Source organism: Pseudomonas rubra (assembly GCF_028656935.1).
Taxonomy (GTDB): domain Bacteria; phylum Pseudomonadota; class Gammaproteobacteria; order Pseudomonadales; family Pseudomonadaceae; genus Aquipseudomonas; species Aquipseudomonas rubra.
The window spans coordinates 147,046-160,128 of the sequence record NZ_JAMDGZ010000001.1 but is presented as its reverse complement, the minus strand read 5'-3'; the positions used below and the strand labels follow the sequence as shown (position 1 = coordinate 160,128).

Sequence of the window (13,083 nt, the reverse complement as noted above, 5' to 3'; positions counted from 1 at the left end):
GAATGAGTTGACCACTACACCGCGAGTAGTAGCTGCTCTAAGGCGTCGACCTTATTTTTCTGCGTAGTCATCAATCACTCCTTTTGTCCGGCTCTTAGCCGTCAAGAATGGATAGTCACACCAAAAACTCTAGCCTCTCCGCTGAGGAGCGGCGCATGCGTGGAGAAAGCCATGAGCAACTACAACTGCGACTGCGACTGCGACTACGTTCGCCGCCACTATGATGTGCCGGCCGAGATCGGGCGCCGCGTAATCGCCAACGGCGAGCCTGGCGTTATCATCGCCGACCGCGGCCACTACATCGGCGTCATCCTCGACAGCGACCCGAAGAAGCGCATCCGCAACTACCACCCAACCTGGGAAATGCAGTACGGCGAGATGGCCGAGAAGCTGCCGCTCAAAGAGTGGGAAGTTCTCACCAACGGCATGTACGACTGGGATGACGTCCGTTACATGCTGGGCGATGCTCGCCATTACGTACAGCGCGTCTGGGCGGCCACTCGCAGCCAGGCCAAGTATCGGGCCTACCAAGAGCTGGACGAGTGCTTCGAAGACGCCACGGCGATGCTCACCTTCAAAGTCCGCGCCGCCTGACCCCTACGCGCTGCGCGCCAGCAATTCAGCCGTTGTCGTGATCGAAACCGCCCCCGCTACGAACTGCCTCCTTCGAAATTTCAACGGTTTTCGACGCAGGGAGCTTGCCGGCTACTTCAGAGTCGCGTTCAACCTCCTGCCCGAAGTAGGCGAGCCATGAACCATCTGGCCGCACTACCACCTCGGTTAAATAGGACTCAACCTGGCCCAGTGTAATTCCGGATGCCCTGGCAACGATCTTGTTACGTTTCGCAATGTCCACCTGCCCCTCCTTGGCCCGGCCCGATGCCGGTCAACAACGAATAGCCCACTTCAACGAATCACGCCACCCCGGCGAGGCTGGTGGCTGCCTGGAGAACACCATGAGCACATTCGCAGTCTTCGGCATGACGGCCGACGTAGCGCTGGCTGAGGCCAGGAAGATCACCAAGACGACCAGGCCGAGCGGTAAAGCTGGCTGCCCCCCCCTGGAGCTGTCCCAGGCTGAGTGGAATCAGGCCGTTGAGCAGCAGGCGGCCAAGATCATGGCCGGCGAGAAGGTGAAACAGCTGAGCCAGATGTTCGACGCACCGCAGTACGCCCAGCAGTTCATGGAACTTGCGAGGAAGACCGGCAAGTGCCGCGACCTGCGCATCAGGGCCAAGTGCGAAATCACCGACGCCGAGGGCAAGCCGGTGATCAACCCAAAAACAAAAATGCCAAAGCATGGCTGGATAGATTGGCTCTAAAACGTCACGAAGCATTTCTCCTGAGAAATCTTTTCTGAATTTCAGAATAAAGCGGTGAAAGAGCCTCATCCATAGCTTGCTCCACGCTTGCCTTTCCGAGGCCAACAATCGGTATCAAATAATTTAGTGAGTCACTGACTTGCTCAGCAATGGCTTCTTTAGCTGTATCTGAAACACCATCTCGTGACAGCCGCAGATAGCCATCTATGCAATCAAGGTATTTGCCGCCCGGCACAAGCACGCTTTGAAACTCCGCCCAAACACTCTCCCCCCAAACGACTTTACATTCTAGAGCTACTGCTTTGGCACTTGTAATTGCTGCATTGAGACTTTCAAACTCCTTTTTCATATCCTCAAATTGATGCGACTTCGCTACTGCCTTGTACTTGCCAGTCTCAATTATTCGATCTACCAAAAATTCGGCAACCTGACAGCCCCGTATAACCGCAGACTTATAGCCATGCAACGCAATGGCCGCCCTTCTAGCTAGATCATGGTCCGACGTAGCCAAAGTTTCTAGCCTCCAAGCATTGAGCCCGGCCACAGCTAAACAGACAGCTATCACTGTTGCTCCGGCGCCAGCAACTTCGAACAGGTCATGAATGTCTTTAACCTTAAAGAAGTCAGTCGCTATCGGCACCCTCCCCCAGATCACGCCTGTAGCGAAGAGTGAAACGCAACCAACCCATACAACCCAATCCTTTCTCATGGCGCCCCGCCGCAGTAGATGAGTGCGCATTATGCCAGCATCATGGAGAGCCACCCCATGCCCACAGAAAACCGATCCAGCAACACCGAACAGATGGTCAGCTTCCCCCGCGAACTGACCGACGAGATGGCTGAGCGAATCGCCAGGGCGGCTCATGTCTGCGGCGGTGGGGCCTTCGAAATCTGGGAGGTAATCTGCGAATTCGCCTACCCAGCCGCCCAGCACCAGGGCGAAGCAGCAGCCTGGTCAAAAGACAAGCCAGAAACACCCGGAGCCTACTGGATTCGAGGCTTCAATCTCAGCGGCGAATTCAACGAGGCGGCCTTGGTTCAGGTGGCGCGTGACGAAGACGCCAACTGCTTAATGGTAAATCTCCATCAGTCGACCACAGAGCGCGATACCGGCTACTGGTATGAAGTGGATGATATTAACGCCGAGTTCGAATGGAGCGGCCCGCTCTATCTCCATCCACCAACCTCCGACGGCTTCAGCGCCGGTGATATGGCTGACCAGGGTGCCAAGGCGTTCGCTGCGCGTGATGGTGAGGCTGAGGAGCTGCGCGAGTTACTGCGGGCGATGACTTGCGGATATCGCATGGCAGTCCAAGCAGGCCACGCCCGCATAACTGCCTTGGGCGGCGACTGTGACAGCGTCGACAGGATGCTGGCTGACTTCCCCGAGTATGCCAAGGCCATCGCCGCCACTAAGCGTAAATCGTGACAAGAGTACATTTGTACTCCACCCAGCTTTAACCCCACTCCCCTCTATTGAACAGCCGCGATACGGCGGCAAGGACGAAGTCATGTCTGAAGAAATGAAGCTGATCCAACGTGTGGCCGTCGAGCGCGATGAAGACGGCTGGTGGAGCCACCCCGACGAACCGGACTTCGACGAGGATCTGGCCGCATTCAGCGCCTGGCTGGTACAGCAGGGCCTGGAGCTTAAGCAGTGGCACATGGAAGCAGACATCGTTGATCACCACCCCTACGACGATGGCGCATGTCATTGCCTCGGCTGGGAGCCGGAAAGCCCTGGGCCTGAATGGTTCCTGCTCGGGATCTTCGACACGGAGGACGGCCCGTGCGTCAGCTGGGCACGCCGCAAGGCTGAAGAGGCCTGGTCGGTTAATGGTGATGACGGATCGTGGGACTACCCGAGCCTTGCGGTGCTACTCCGTGACAACTTCGGCAGCTCGGCGGAAGGCACCAGCTTCGGCCCGGGCCTGGGCAGAGGTCTCAAGGTCGGCGACACCGTGCATACAGGAATCGTCTGCAAGGCTGACCCGGCTGGGTTCCTCCCAGACGCAGAGGAGTTGCTCGACCACATGTTCGAAGCTGCCGCTGGGAGCGATGCGGGCGAATGGGTCGACAACTATCCCGACATTGACGACGAGGGGAAAGCGGCTCTTGAGCAGGCCCTTGAGCCCCTGCAGGCCTGGGCCCGAAAGTTCTGCCAACCGAACTTCTTCACCATCGAGAAAATGGCTGTGCACCTCATCACCGAAGAAGACGTGAGCTTGGCCAAGGCCAGCGGGGTGCTGCTGTGACCCGCCTCGCCCTCTGCCTCCTGCTGCTGGCCACCCTGGCCGGCTGCCGGGAGCCTGATAAGCCTGCCGCCACAGTCGTCGCCGGTACATACAAGGTCGACAAGCTTTTCACCGTCGACGGCTGCACCGTCTACCGCTTCCTTGATGGCGGGCGGGATCGCTATTTCACCAACTGCTCAGGGTCGGCGTCATGGTCCCAGGACTGCGGCAAAGGCTGTAACCCAGCGCAAGAAATCTCGGGTGGAAACCACCAGGCCGGCAACGAGCGCCAGCTCTCCCCGCACGAACAAGACACCCTTACCAAGGCGAATGATCAAAGAGCACATTTGCACTCTACCCCTTGCTGTGCTCCGGCGATGTAGGCCCTGACCCAGGCTTGACGCCGCGAGGACCGAACAGGCCCCAAATGATCAGGCCCAGAACGGGGAAGATCACAATGCCTAGGAACCACATAACCTTGACGCCATCGGACTTTTCGCTTCGGAAGACGCTGATGATGGCCCAGAGATCAACAAGAACGATGACCGCCGCAACGAACATCCAGAAATAGCTGATTGGATCTGACATAGCTGCTACTCCCAAAGGGTGCTGATACAGGGTTGGCAGCAAAGCTGATGTGAGGGTTCAAATATTTCGATCAACTGTTTACCTTACTACGCCTGTGTAAGGCGGCCGCGCGGAGGCCGAAGTAATTAGCTCCGGCCTCCAATAGTTACGCATTTTGGATAGACTTGACGGAAATAGATCCAGCAGCAAACGAACGTGCTCGACCTACGCCCCAGACCAGTGCGCGGCTCATGGTTTCGTGTGGGCGTGTGTAGTAGGCCTCTTCTGCAATCAGGGTTCCGCTTTCCCCGTAAACACCGATAAATAGCTGCGTCTCGCCGGTTCGTGACAGGCGGACCTGAACATCAATCTTGGTTCCGTCATTGAGCACTTCATCATGATATCGGTGATGAAGAGTAGGGTCCGCCCATGCCCAGAATTTCTCTCCTCTGTACCTCATAGACTAGCCTCCTGCTCACAGTGAATTGAGCTTGTTAGGGTAATAAGGTTGACGGACTACGCCACTTCACGTTCCCGATTTTTAAGGTCCACCTGACAACCGGCCTTAAAATCTATACAGAATCGATACACAAACCCCTTACGTATAATTTTTGTAAAAGCCGCGATATGGCGGCAAGGACGAAGTCATGCCTGAAGAAAAGTACCCGCTGGATGTCCAAAGCGTCGGCAGCGACACCTACATCGCCATGAGCAAGGGCCACCACGACCTTGAAGAGTTCATGACTGCAGCTGTGAAGGAATGCCCAGGCTGGTTTCTAGGCGGGCCACAACACAAATGGTGCAAGACGGTGCCGGATCGCTCCGGAGAGTTTGAATCCCGGTACGCGTTCGTCGATGAAGGTACGCCAGGCGCGTGGCCAGCGACCTACTGCTGGGAGTTTGGCGAGGACTACAAGCGCTACAACGCTGAGTTGCAGCCATGATCCTCCTACCCATCGCCGCCCCGCTCTACATGGCCTGGATGATCTGGCAGGGGCCTACTTGATGATAACTGGCTCGACTGCAGCAAGCTCCTTGGTGAATTTGCTCCATGCTTCGAAGCAAGCCCGGTGCCGTTTGCGCATAGCATGCCATTCAGGCCCGGCCATCGTGTTCATCGAGACAAGCTTCATGGCCAAGGACGTTTCCGCGTCGAGCAGCATCAGTAGCTTGTGGGCTTCTATCTGAGATTCATCCGCTCTGGTCATGGCTGAAGCACTCGCTCTTGTGGGGGGCCTTGATCCAAGACCCTGCCTGTACCGGTTTGACATCTCACATTACGCATTAGGTCAATTGACTTAACCCCTCCCCACCTCTGCCGCCATGCGCGGCGTGGAGCCTATCCCATGGAAACCGAAATTCTCTCGGAGAAAGAACTGGCCGAGTTGACCGGCTACAAGGCCAGGGGCTACCAGCGCCGCTGGCTCAACGAACGCGGCTGGCACTTTGTTGAAAGCCGCGGTGGTCGACCACTGGTTGGCCGGCAGTACGCCCGAATGAAGCTGGGTATGACCCTTCAAGTGATGCCCGTAACGCCCCCGCCACTGCCAGTGCCGGCATGGACGCCTGATATTTCGAAAGTGAGGTGATATGCGCCCGCGCAAGACAGAGAACCGCCACCTTCCTCCGCACATGTACCAACGCACTCGCAAGCGCAAAAGCGGCAAGGTCTGGATCAGCTACTACTACCTGGACAAGTCGGGTAAAGAAATCACGCTCGGTAGCGACATCAATCTCGCCCGCCTGAAATGGGCCGACCTGGAGTCGAAAGATAAGCCTCACGACCTGCGCATCATGAAGGCCGTCTTCGACCGATACGAGCGGGACGTTATCCCGAAGAAGGCTGAGCGAACCCAAAAGGACAACCTGGCCGAACTGCGGCAACTGCGCCCCTTCTTCAATGATGCACCGATCGATGCGATCACCCCCGCCCTCGTTGCTCAATACCGCGATGCCAGGACAGCCAAAGTGCGGGCAAACCGGGAGCTGGCTACCTTGTCGCATATGTTTAACTTGGCCAGAGAATGGGGGCTCACAACTCGGGAGAACCCTTGCCAGGGAGTGCGCAAGAACAAGGAAGCCCCGCGGGACTTCTACGCGAATGATGCAATTTGGAGCGCGGTCTACGACAAAGCGGTGGGCGAGATGAAAGTTGCCATGGATCTGGCGTATTTGACAGGCCAGCGTCCGGCGGACGTGCTGGTGATGAGGAGGGACGACATCGAGGGCGTTGCCCTGGGCGTCAAGCAGCGGAAGACAAATAAAAAACTGCGGATCTTGCTTGAGGTTGACGGGGTGGAGACGGGATTAGGTGCGCTGATCAGCGGCATCCTGGCTCAGAATGAGCGGCACAGCTCGCCCTACTTGATCCTGACCGAAGCGGGTAAGCGGGTGACTGCCGCAATGCTCCGGCACAGGTGGGATGATGCGAGAGAGAAAGCAGTTAAAGCCGCCGAGGAAGCAGGTGACAGCCTGCTGGCCGGGCGCATAAGCCAATTCCAATTCAGGGATATCCGCCCTAAAGCCGCATCCGAAATCAAAGACATCGAGGACGCAAGCCTGCTGCTGGGCCACACCAAGGGAGACATTACTGAGCGTGTTTACCGGCGGGTCGGTGCGGTCGCCAAGCCGACCAAATAGCAATAGTTTTAGGACGCGTCCTAAAACATATCGCCTGTAGTTATTCCCAAGCGTGTTCCCAAGGCCCTATTTTTCGACCCTCAAAAACGCAAAAAGCCCTGAACAATCAGGGCTTTAGAAGTGGCGGAAGCGTAGAGATTCGAACTCTAGGATAGTTGCCCATCGACGGTTTTCAAGTCCACTATATTTTCTTTTAAAAACAGTGGCATACGTAGACTTACATTCCGCAAAAATCCTAAGCTGAAGGGGCTGAAATCCTTACGCTGCAAGGGTAGATTTTTCAGTTGCGGAACTGATTTGTAAGGCCATGTCTAAAGTCGTCACCGCACTGAAGGGGCGGAGCTACACCACCCAGTGCGTGCAGCTGGTATGCCTAAATAGCTTCAAAAAATGCCTCTGCCTGTTTATGAAGATGCTACTCGAAAGCATTAACACGTTAGACGACCCATTTAAGGTAGAACTGCTTTCGGTGATAATGCCTTATGAAATCCAGAAACGGCCCAAACGGGGTGCATCTTTTCGATCGTATTTCAGGCCTGAATCTCCTGCTGGACGAGCTGCGCCCGGAAGAGACGGTTTGGTCGACGTCCCCCCGCCAGATATCCGTTGCACTCACCAATGTCTGCGACCTTCACTGCGCGTACTGCTACGCGCCGAAGCACAAGGCGTCGCTACATACCGATCAGGTGCTCGGCTGGTTGAAAGAACTGGATACTGAGGGGTGCCTCGGCGTCGGATTTGGCGGCGGCGAGCCCACGCTGCATCCTGACTTCGTCGACATATGCAAACGGGTTGCGGGGGAAACTCAGCTCGCGGTCACATTCACGACTCACGGTCATCGCCTGACGCCACAGCTGGTCGAGCGCCTCAAGGGCTCGATCCACTTTGCACGCATTAGCGTCGACGGGGTCGGTCGGACCTACGAAGAACAGCGCGGAAGGCAGTTTTCCAGCCTGCTCAAAGGCATGGAGTCGATTGCGGCCTTGTCGCCCTTTGGGCTCAACGTCGTGGTCAACGAGCGCACGGTTGCAGAACTTGACGCGATGAGTGAGCTCGCGCAAAACGTTGGAGCTAGTGAATTGCTGTTGCTTCCTCAGCAAGCAACAACTGCGGTCGCAAGCATGGATGGAGTGGTCGGCCGAGCCCTTCAGGTCTGGGTCGCCAACTACAGAGGTAAAGTTCGTCTTGCGGTCAGTGAGGCGGGGGCGTCAGGACTGCCTACTTGCAACCCGCTCCCCGATGAACGAGGCCTTCAGGCCTATGCGCACATAGATGCGTCCGGCACGCTTCGCGCGAGCTCTTACTCGCCCGCCGGCGCGAAGATTGGAGACGCAGGCGTTCTGTCAGCGCTTCAGCGACTCAGAAATACCTTCGAGGTCCAAGGAGAGACACAATCATGAAGATTTGGAGCGGATACGGGTCTGAGCATTCGATGAACCTGGTTCTCATCGGCAAGTTCAAGCGAGAACAAGATGCCGAGAAGGTCGAGAAGGACATTGACAAGCTCAGCGCTCAGGCTGCAAAAGACGACAGCTACTCCATCCCTTTTGCTAAACCTGAGAATCAGAGATTTTCAGATGAGATGCTCTCGTTGCTGTGTACTCTGAACCTCAACACCTTAGGGCCGGCCGATCTCGGCCAGTTAGAATCCGATCATCAGCTCTCGCGTGAAGGCGATAGAATCACTGTCACGACTGACGAGGCGGAGGTTTCCGCGTTCGTGAAGCTCTTCATTGAGGCAGGGGCTAAGGTCGAGGTTTTCTCTGCGCACGACTACCCGTCCGATTCTGCCGATGCTAGCTGACAAGGAAAACGCCGATGCCTGCCGCAAATTGGGATGTATTCAGCGAGCTACCTGGGGCCCCGGACGAAAACTTCGAAAAGCTTTGCCGCTCTCTGGTGCGCCGACACTACGGACGCTACGGTCGCTTCAAGCAACTCGCAAACCAGCCTGGCGTGGAGTTTCATCTTCAGCTGACGGAGTCTTGTGATCTCGGAGCGCCGCCACGCTGGATTGGCTGGCAATGCAAATGGTATGAGCTGGCAAACGGACAAGACTTGGGGGCCACGCGCAAACAAAAGATCATCGAGGGCATGGAGAAGACGCGCAAGCATGTCCCAGGTGTGACCGATTGGAAGCTTTGGACGCACCACACGCTGACAAAGGGGGACCAAGAGTGGTTCTTCGCACTTGAGAAGGACCGCTTCCCTGAGTTGAAGTTGGAGCTGCTGACGGCGACGGACATCGAAGACCTCCTGGTGGGGCCGGGAGCACTACTTCGAGAAACTTACTTCGGCGAGCTCGTTCTGACGCCTACGTTACTTGCTGAACAGCATAGGCTCGCTGCAGCTCCATTCAAGCGCCGATACCAACAGGAAGTTCATGTTGTCGTTGGAGCAGAACAGAAGGTGCTCAGGCATCTGGGCGGCCAGGGCGCGTGGGACTCACTGGAGAAACTCTCAAATGCCCTCAAGACGAATTGCATGGGCATCGCTTCGCTCACGGGGCAACTCAAAGCCGAACTCAAGGCCGAAGTCGACTCGCTCTTGGCTCGAGCCATCGGATTAGCTGGCCTGCTAGATGACCTGCACACATCGCTCGGCAAGGGCGACTTCGACTCTGTACAGCAAATGCTTGCGGCGAATCCGCCGCAAGCGTTGCGCTACGACAGGCTTCTCTCGAAGCTGCGTGGGGCTCGTTCAGGTGGAGCTCCGCTAACCGCAAATCTCGTAGCGGACATCCACGCAGTTTCATCGGCGCTGCTTAGTATGGAGAAGTCGATCGGCGTTCGAGCCCTGGCCGTACTTGCAGCTGCGGGTGAAGGAAAATCCGAGCTTGCCATCAAGGTGACGCAGCCGGACGGAGACCTCACCGGTGGTGTCTTGCTGCTGGGCAAGAATCTCCATGCAGGCCAGGGACTTGACGATCTTGTGTCTGCCTTCAAGATTTCTGGCAGGCCAGCGGAGAGCTTCGACCGGCTGGTTGAGGCCGTTGATGCGGCGGGGCAGCGCGCGGGCAAGCGCATCCCAATTGTCGTCGACGGTCTGAATGAGGCGGAAGACCCGAGAAACTGGAGGGACGAGCTCTTCCGGGCGGATGAGCTCCTGAAGGACTTTCCGTACGTCTTGCTGGTTGTCACTCTGCGCAATGAGTTCGCACAGATGTGCCTGCCGGAGGAGTTTCCTCAAGTTGAGCACAACGGGTTCCAGGAAGACCCGCAGACGGCCATCGACAAGTACTTTGAGTACTATAAGATCGACGCCACGGACGCGGATCTGCCAATCGAGTTCTTACAGCATCCGTTGACGCTGAGAATTTTCTGCGAGGTGGCAAACCCTCGGCGCCAGCACGTTGTAGGAGTAGAGGCGCTACCCAGTTCGCTTGCAAGCCTGTTTGAAGCGCATTTCAACAAGGTTGCCGAACGAGTTGCTGAACTTGCACCAATGGCACATCGCATCTATCAAGATGAAGTCCAAGAGGCACTGCTAACGATCGCGGGTCTCCTCTGGGAGGGCAACGCGAGAAGCGTGGAGTTCAAAGCTGCTCGGACGGCAGTTCATGACACGGGCCGTTGGGACGTCAGCATCATTCGTGCGCTTGAGTCCGAAGGCGTCCTTGTTCGAACAACCTCTGTAGAGGGCGGCCAAGGAATCGCGTTTTCATACGACCTGATGGCCGGACATATGATGGCGCGCTCCCTGCTTGCCAGACCGGCTTTGGCGCAGTGGCTGCGAAGCGATGAAGGACGCGCGAACTTTCAATTTCGTGAACGTGGTTCGCATACCTTTGCCTATGACGTGTTCCAGGCTCTGGTTGGCCTGTATCCGCAACGCCTTGACAGGCGCCAGCTTTGGCAAGACTTGTCAGACGAAAACCTCATCAATAGCGCTCTGTTGTTGACGGCGCAATCAGATCCGAGGCACATCGGGCGGGAGACAGTGGAACGGTTCGCGCGCGCAATGCAGGAGTCGAAGCAGTTTGCGCGTATTGCCTTCACGAGACTTCGAAGAACTAGAGCAGCGCGTGCGCATCCGTTTGATATGGACTTCCTGCACGGCGTACTCCTGGCCATGCCGAATACGCAGCGAGATCTTTTCTGGTCGGAGTGGGTTCGCGAGAGATCTGAGGAAGTTGAAGACGACTTTGAATTCCTGTCGACCAGGTGGAAGTCGGGGGACCTAGATGAGCGAGAGATCCAACGGGCGCGCTGGGTAATGTGGACGCTGACGTCGACGTCCAGAAGCCTGCGCGACGTGGCCACCAAGACCCTATACGAATTCGCAGCCAAGCGGCCTGTGGAGTTTTTCCGGCTGGCAGTGGAGTCAACTGCCGTTTCAGACCCATACGTCCCCGAGCGGATGTTCGCCGCAGCCTACGGTGCGGCGCTGACCACTTGGTCGGATATCAATGCTGTGGAGATGCGTGAGGCACTGCCTAGAGTCGCTCGTGAGATTTATCGAGCGATGTTCGCGCCTAGCGCGACGCATCCTACTTGGCATGCTCTCTTTCAGCAGTACTGCCTGGGAACCATTGCCATCGCAAGGATGGTAGATCCGGCTTGCTTGTCTGAGGACGAGGCAGCTCATCTCCTTCCACCGTTTAGTCATCTGCCCAGCCCGTTTGCGAATATGCCGCAATACGCCCCGGCGGTGATCGAACGTGCGAAGAGCGCGGCGATTCGAATGGACTTCGGCAACTACACGCTGGGGAGACTGATTCCAGGTCGGTCGAACTACGACGACCGTAACCCAGAGTACCAGCAGGTGCTGCCAGCAATCGTTTCGCGAATGCTGGTGCTTGGCTATGACCCTGAGCAGTTCGAAGCTGTTGACCGTCAAATGAATTCCGGCCCTCGTATGGGAAATGACAAGCACAAGGTCGACAGGTACGGGAAGAAATACGGCTGGATCGCTTACTTCGAGATGTGGGGTGTCCGGTACGCGCAGGGCCTCCTTGCCGAGGATCGCGGCGCTCGCCCTTCAGATGCGGACATCGACCCGACGTTCCCACTCGAGGCCGCGAGCATAGACCTGCCGCTCCCAGCCTTGTTCAGTGGTCAGCCTACGGTTGCTGGTGACTGGATGATAAGAGGGCCGCAACCAGATTACCGCGGCATCCTCGAGATCGCGGAGATTGATGGTCTGACGGGACCGTGGGTAGTACTTGACGGATTCCTCGAACAAAACGCTCCCGCTGATGACCGACAAGTCTTCACCTTCCTCCGTGGTATACTCGTGGACAGCGGAGAAGTCGACCGTCTGTGCACGTTGTTCACTGGTCTCGAATATCCCGGCAATGATGCTATTCCGGAGGAGCCAGGCTACTACTACACCTATGCGGGTGAGATGCCTTTCTCTTCGATTCCGGGACTGCTTGTCGCTGATGAGCAAGAGGGCGACCGCGCCGAATACATGGTGTCCGCTGATCGGTGGTCGGACAATGGCGTCGCGGTCGACATCCCTGTGCAGAAGTACAACTGGGAGAGCTACCACAGTGTGGTGAACCAGAACAACGGTGCAAGCCTGCCCTCTAAACTGCTCTGTGAGGCTTTAAGTCTCAGGTACCTCGCCAACAAATGGGACTTGCACGATGCTACAGGGGTGGCGTCCCTGTACCGTGAAGTTGGCGAGTATGGCTCGCAGGTCAGTGGCTCTTTCAGCTATCTGCGTCGTGACCTTCTTGAAAGCTACTTGACGCAGTCCGGTAAGGAGCTGGTGTGGCTCATGTGGGGAGAGCGTGGCTTTCATCACCGGTCGGCCGAGGCGCACAACCTGCACGAGTACTACGAAGACCACCAGCATATACACAAGCGTGCTCACGTCTACCGAAGCAGCGTGAGCTGACATTCTGGGTCGCCGAGATCGATGTGCCGCCACCCTATAAGATCTACTGGAAGGTGAAAAATGTGGGCCCACAGGCCATAGAGCGAAACATGATTCGCGGCGAGATCCGTATTGACAGCGGCCACCGCCAAATCACCGAGCACTCTACCTTCCAAGGCGACCATTTAGATTCACTTGCTGTAAACCTTTCACAACCGATCCACTCTCGTCGTAAAGCTCTGGCTCCGCATCCCCCCGCGATCAATGACGGAATCCTGTACGCCCATCACAGAGAATGACCGGGGGTTCAAATCCCCCGGACCCACCAAATAAGCGTTAAAAATCAGGCGCTTAGCGAATAGCTACAGTGCCTTTTTTGTGCCTTTTGGGGCTGTTTTGGCTGGGTTATGCCAGCTTTATGACAGCCTCCCTGCCCGCGAAGCCTATCCGCGGCTGCCGCCTTTACCTCAACAACCGAGAAAACGTTTTCCGTCGCT

At 56.7% G+C, this 13,083-nt stretch carries 16 protein-coding genes; 12 read left to right on the top strand and 4 right to left on the bottom strand.

Annotated elements, in window-relative coordinates; translation table 11 throughout:
- The first annotated feature begins 171 nt into the window (after nucleotides 1-171).
- Nucleotides 172-594 (top strand): hypothetical protein, encoded by a 423-nt coding sequence (locus M5G17_RS00755; protein ID WP_273891128.1) that lies wholly within the window; start codon nucleotides 172-174, stop codon nucleotides 592-594.
- 25 nt (nucleotides 595-619) lie between these two features.
- On the opposite strand, the gene M5G17_RS00750 is transcribed toward M5G17_RS00755, so the two are convergent.
- Entirely contained in the window at nucleotides 620-856 is a 237-nt protein-coding gene (locus M5G17_RS00750; RefSeq protein WP_273891127.1) for a hypothetical protein, read from the bottom strand.
- Between the two features lie 100 nt (nucleotides 857-956).
- Between M5G17_RS00750 and M5G17_RS00745 the strand changes: the two genes are divergently transcribed.
- Complete coding sequence (locus tag M5G17_RS00745; RefSeq protein ID WP_273891126.1) at nucleotides 957-1,322, top strand: hypothetical protein; 366 nt, start codon at nucleotides 957-959, stop codon at nucleotides 1,320-1,322.
- A 4-nt stretch (nucleotides 1,323-1,326) separates the two neighbouring features.
- On the opposite strand, the gene M5G17_RS00740 is transcribed toward M5G17_RS00745, so the two are convergent.
- Complete coding sequence (locus M5G17_RS00740; RefSeq protein ID WP_273891125.1) at nucleotides 1,327-2,031, bottom strand: hypothetical protein; 705 nt, start codon at nucleotides 2,029-2,031, stop codon at nucleotides 1,327-1,329.
- Between the two features lie 57 nt (nucleotides 2,032-2,088).
- Between M5G17_RS00740 and M5G17_RS00735 the strand changes: the two genes are divergently transcribed.
- From M5G17_RS00735 to M5G17_RS27780, 3 genes are all read left to right on the top strand, one after another.
- Nucleotides 2,089-2,751 (top strand): hypothetical protein, encoded by a 663-nt coding sequence (locus M5G17_RS00735; protein ID WP_273891124.1) that lies wholly within the window; start codon nucleotides 2,089-2,091, stop codon nucleotides 2,749-2,751.
- Nucleotides 2,752-2,833: 82 nt separating this feature from the next.
- Complete coding sequence (locus tag M5G17_RS00730; RefSeq protein WP_273891123.1) at nucleotides 2,834-3,577, top strand: hypothetical protein; 744 nt, start codon at nucleotides 2,834-2,836, stop codon at nucleotides 3,575-3,577.
- On the top strand, nucleotides 3,574-3,939 hold the full coding sequence (locus M5G17_RS27780) for a DUF4884 domain-containing protein (protein WP_476453920.1): 366 nt from the start codon (nucleotides 3,574-3,576) through the stop codon (nucleotides 3,937-3,939). The genes M5G17_RS00730 and M5G17_RS27780 overlap by 4 nt, the downstream gene beginning before the upstream one ends.
- Here M5G17_RS27780 and M5G17_RS00725 read toward each other — a convergent pair.
- Complete coding sequence (locus tag M5G17_RS00725; protein WP_273891122.1) at nucleotides 3,911-4,144, bottom strand: PLD nuclease N-terminal domain-containing protein; 234 nt, start codon at nucleotides 4,142-4,144, stop codon at nucleotides 3,911-3,913. The two genes, M5G17_RS27780 and M5G17_RS00725, sit on opposite strands and share 29 nt — an antisense overlap.
- Before the next feature lie 145 nt (nucleotides 4,145-4,289).
- Nucleotides 4,290-4,583 carry a hypothetical protein gene (locus M5G17_RS00720; protein WP_273891121.1) on the bottom strand — a complete coding sequence of 98 codons (294 nt, stop codon included), beginning with the start codon at nucleotides 4,581-4,583 and terminating at the stop codon, nucleotides 4,290-4,292.
- 187 nt (nucleotides 4,584-4,770) lie between these two features.
- Here M5G17_RS00720 and M5G17_RS00715 point away from each other — a divergent pair, with 187 nt between their 5' ends.
- From M5G17_RS00715 to M5G17_RS00685, 7 genes are all read left to right on the top strand, one after another.
- Nucleotides 4,771-5,067, top strand: a complete 297-nt coding sequence (locus M5G17_RS00715; protein WP_273891120.1) for a hypothetical protein — start codon at nucleotides 4,771-4,773, stop codon at nucleotides 5,065-5,067.
- Between the two features lie 402 nt (nucleotides 5,068-5,469).
- The gene (locus tag M5G17_RS00710) at nucleotides 5,470-5,712 is read left to right on the top strand and encodes a DUF4224 domain-containing protein (protein ID WP_273891119.1); all 243 of its coding nucleotides are present in this window, start codon (nucleotides 5,470-5,472) and stop codon (nucleotides 5,710-5,712) included.
- A gap of 1 nt (nucleotide 5,713) precedes the next feature.
- Nucleotides 5,714-6,763 (top strand): phage integrase, encoded by a 1,050-nt coding sequence (locus M5G17_RS00705; RefSeq protein ID WP_273891118.1) that lies wholly within the window; start codon nucleotides 5,714-5,716, stop codon nucleotides 6,761-6,763.
- Nucleotides 6,764-7,245: 482 nt separating this feature from the next.
- Entirely contained in the window at nucleotides 7,246-8,163 is a 918-nt protein-coding gene (locus tag M5G17_RS00700) for a radical SAM protein (RefSeq protein ID WP_273891117.1), read from the top strand.
- Nucleotides 8,160-8,567, top strand: a complete 408-nt coding sequence (locus M5G17_RS00695; RefSeq protein WP_273891116.1) for a DUF6375 family protein — start codon at nucleotides 8,160-8,162, stop codon at nucleotides 8,565-8,567. Before M5G17_RS00700 ends, M5G17_RS00695 begins: the two co-directional genes overlap by 4 nt.
- 14 nt (nucleotides 8,568-8,581) lie before the next feature.
- On the top strand, nucleotides 8,582-12,607 hold the full coding sequence (locus tag M5G17_RS00690) for an NACHT domain-containing protein (protein ID WP_273891115.1): 4,026 nt from the start codon (nucleotides 8,582-8,584) through the stop codon (nucleotides 12,605-12,607).
- A complete protein-coding gene (locus M5G17_RS00685) occupies nucleotides 12,490-12,885 on the top strand; it encodes a nucleotide-binding domain-containing protein (RefSeq protein WP_273891130.1) in 396 nt (131 codons plus the stop codon). The genes M5G17_RS00690 and M5G17_RS00685 overlap by 118 nt, the downstream gene beginning before the upstream one ends.
- Nucleotides 12,886-13,083 lie beyond the last annotated feature (198 nt).

What these genes read in the sequence shown, in the direction of transcription:
- M5G17_RS00755 (WP_273891128.1), top strand. Translation starts at nt 172, where the DNA reads ATGAGCAACTACAACTGCGACTGCGACTGCGACTACGTTCGCCGCCAC.
- M5G17_RS00745 (WP_273891126.1), top strand. Translation starts at nt 957, where the DNA reads ATGAGCACATTCGCAGTCTTCGGCATGACGGCCGACGTAGCGCTGGCT.
- M5G17_RS00740 (WP_273891125.1), bottom strand. Translation starts at nt 2,031, where the DNA reads ATGAGAAAGGATTGGGTTGTATGGGTTGGTTGCGTTTCACTCTTCGCT.
- M5G17_RS00735 (WP_273891124.1), top strand. Translation starts at nt 2,089, where the DNA reads ATGCCCACAGAAAACCGATCCAGCAACACCGAACAGATGGTCAGCTTC.
- M5G17_RS00730 (WP_273891123.1), top strand. Translation starts at nt 2,834, where the DNA reads ATGTCTGAAGAAATGAAGCTGATCCAACGTGTGGCCGTCGAGCGCGAT.
- M5G17_RS00725 (WP_273891122.1), bottom strand. Translation starts at nt 4,144, where the DNA reads ATGTCAGATCCAATCAGCTATTTCTGGATGTTCGTTGCGGCGGTCATC.
- M5G17_RS00720 (WP_273891121.1), bottom strand. Translation starts at nt 4,583, where the DNA reads ATGAGGTACAGAGGAGAGAAATTCTGGGCATGGGCGGACCCTACTCTT.
- M5G17_RS00715 (WP_273891120.1), top strand. Translation starts at nt 4,771, where the DNA reads ATGCCTGAAGAAAAGTACCCGCTGGATGTCCAAAGCGTCGGCAGCGAC.
- M5G17_RS00710 (WP_273891119.1), top strand. Translation starts at nt 5,470, where the DNA reads ATGGAAACCGAAATTCTCTCGGAGAAAGAACTGGCCGAGTTGACCGGC.
- M5G17_RS00705 (WP_273891118.1), top strand. Translation starts at nt 5,714, where the DNA reads ATGCGCCCGCGCAAGACAGAGAACCGCCACCTTCCTCCGCACATGTAC.
- M5G17_RS00700 (WP_273891117.1), top strand. Translation starts at nt 7,246, where the DNA reads ATGAAATCCAGAAACGGCCCAAACGGGGTGCATCTTTTCGATCGTATT.
- M5G17_RS00695 (WP_273891116.1), top strand. Translation starts at nt 8,160, where the DNA reads ATGAAGATTTGGAGCGGATACGGGTCTGAGCATTCGATGAACCTGGTT.
- M5G17_RS00690 (WP_273891115.1), top strand. Translation starts at nt 8,582, where the DNA reads ATGCCTGCCGCAAATTGGGATGTATTCAGCGAGCTACCTGGGGCCCCG.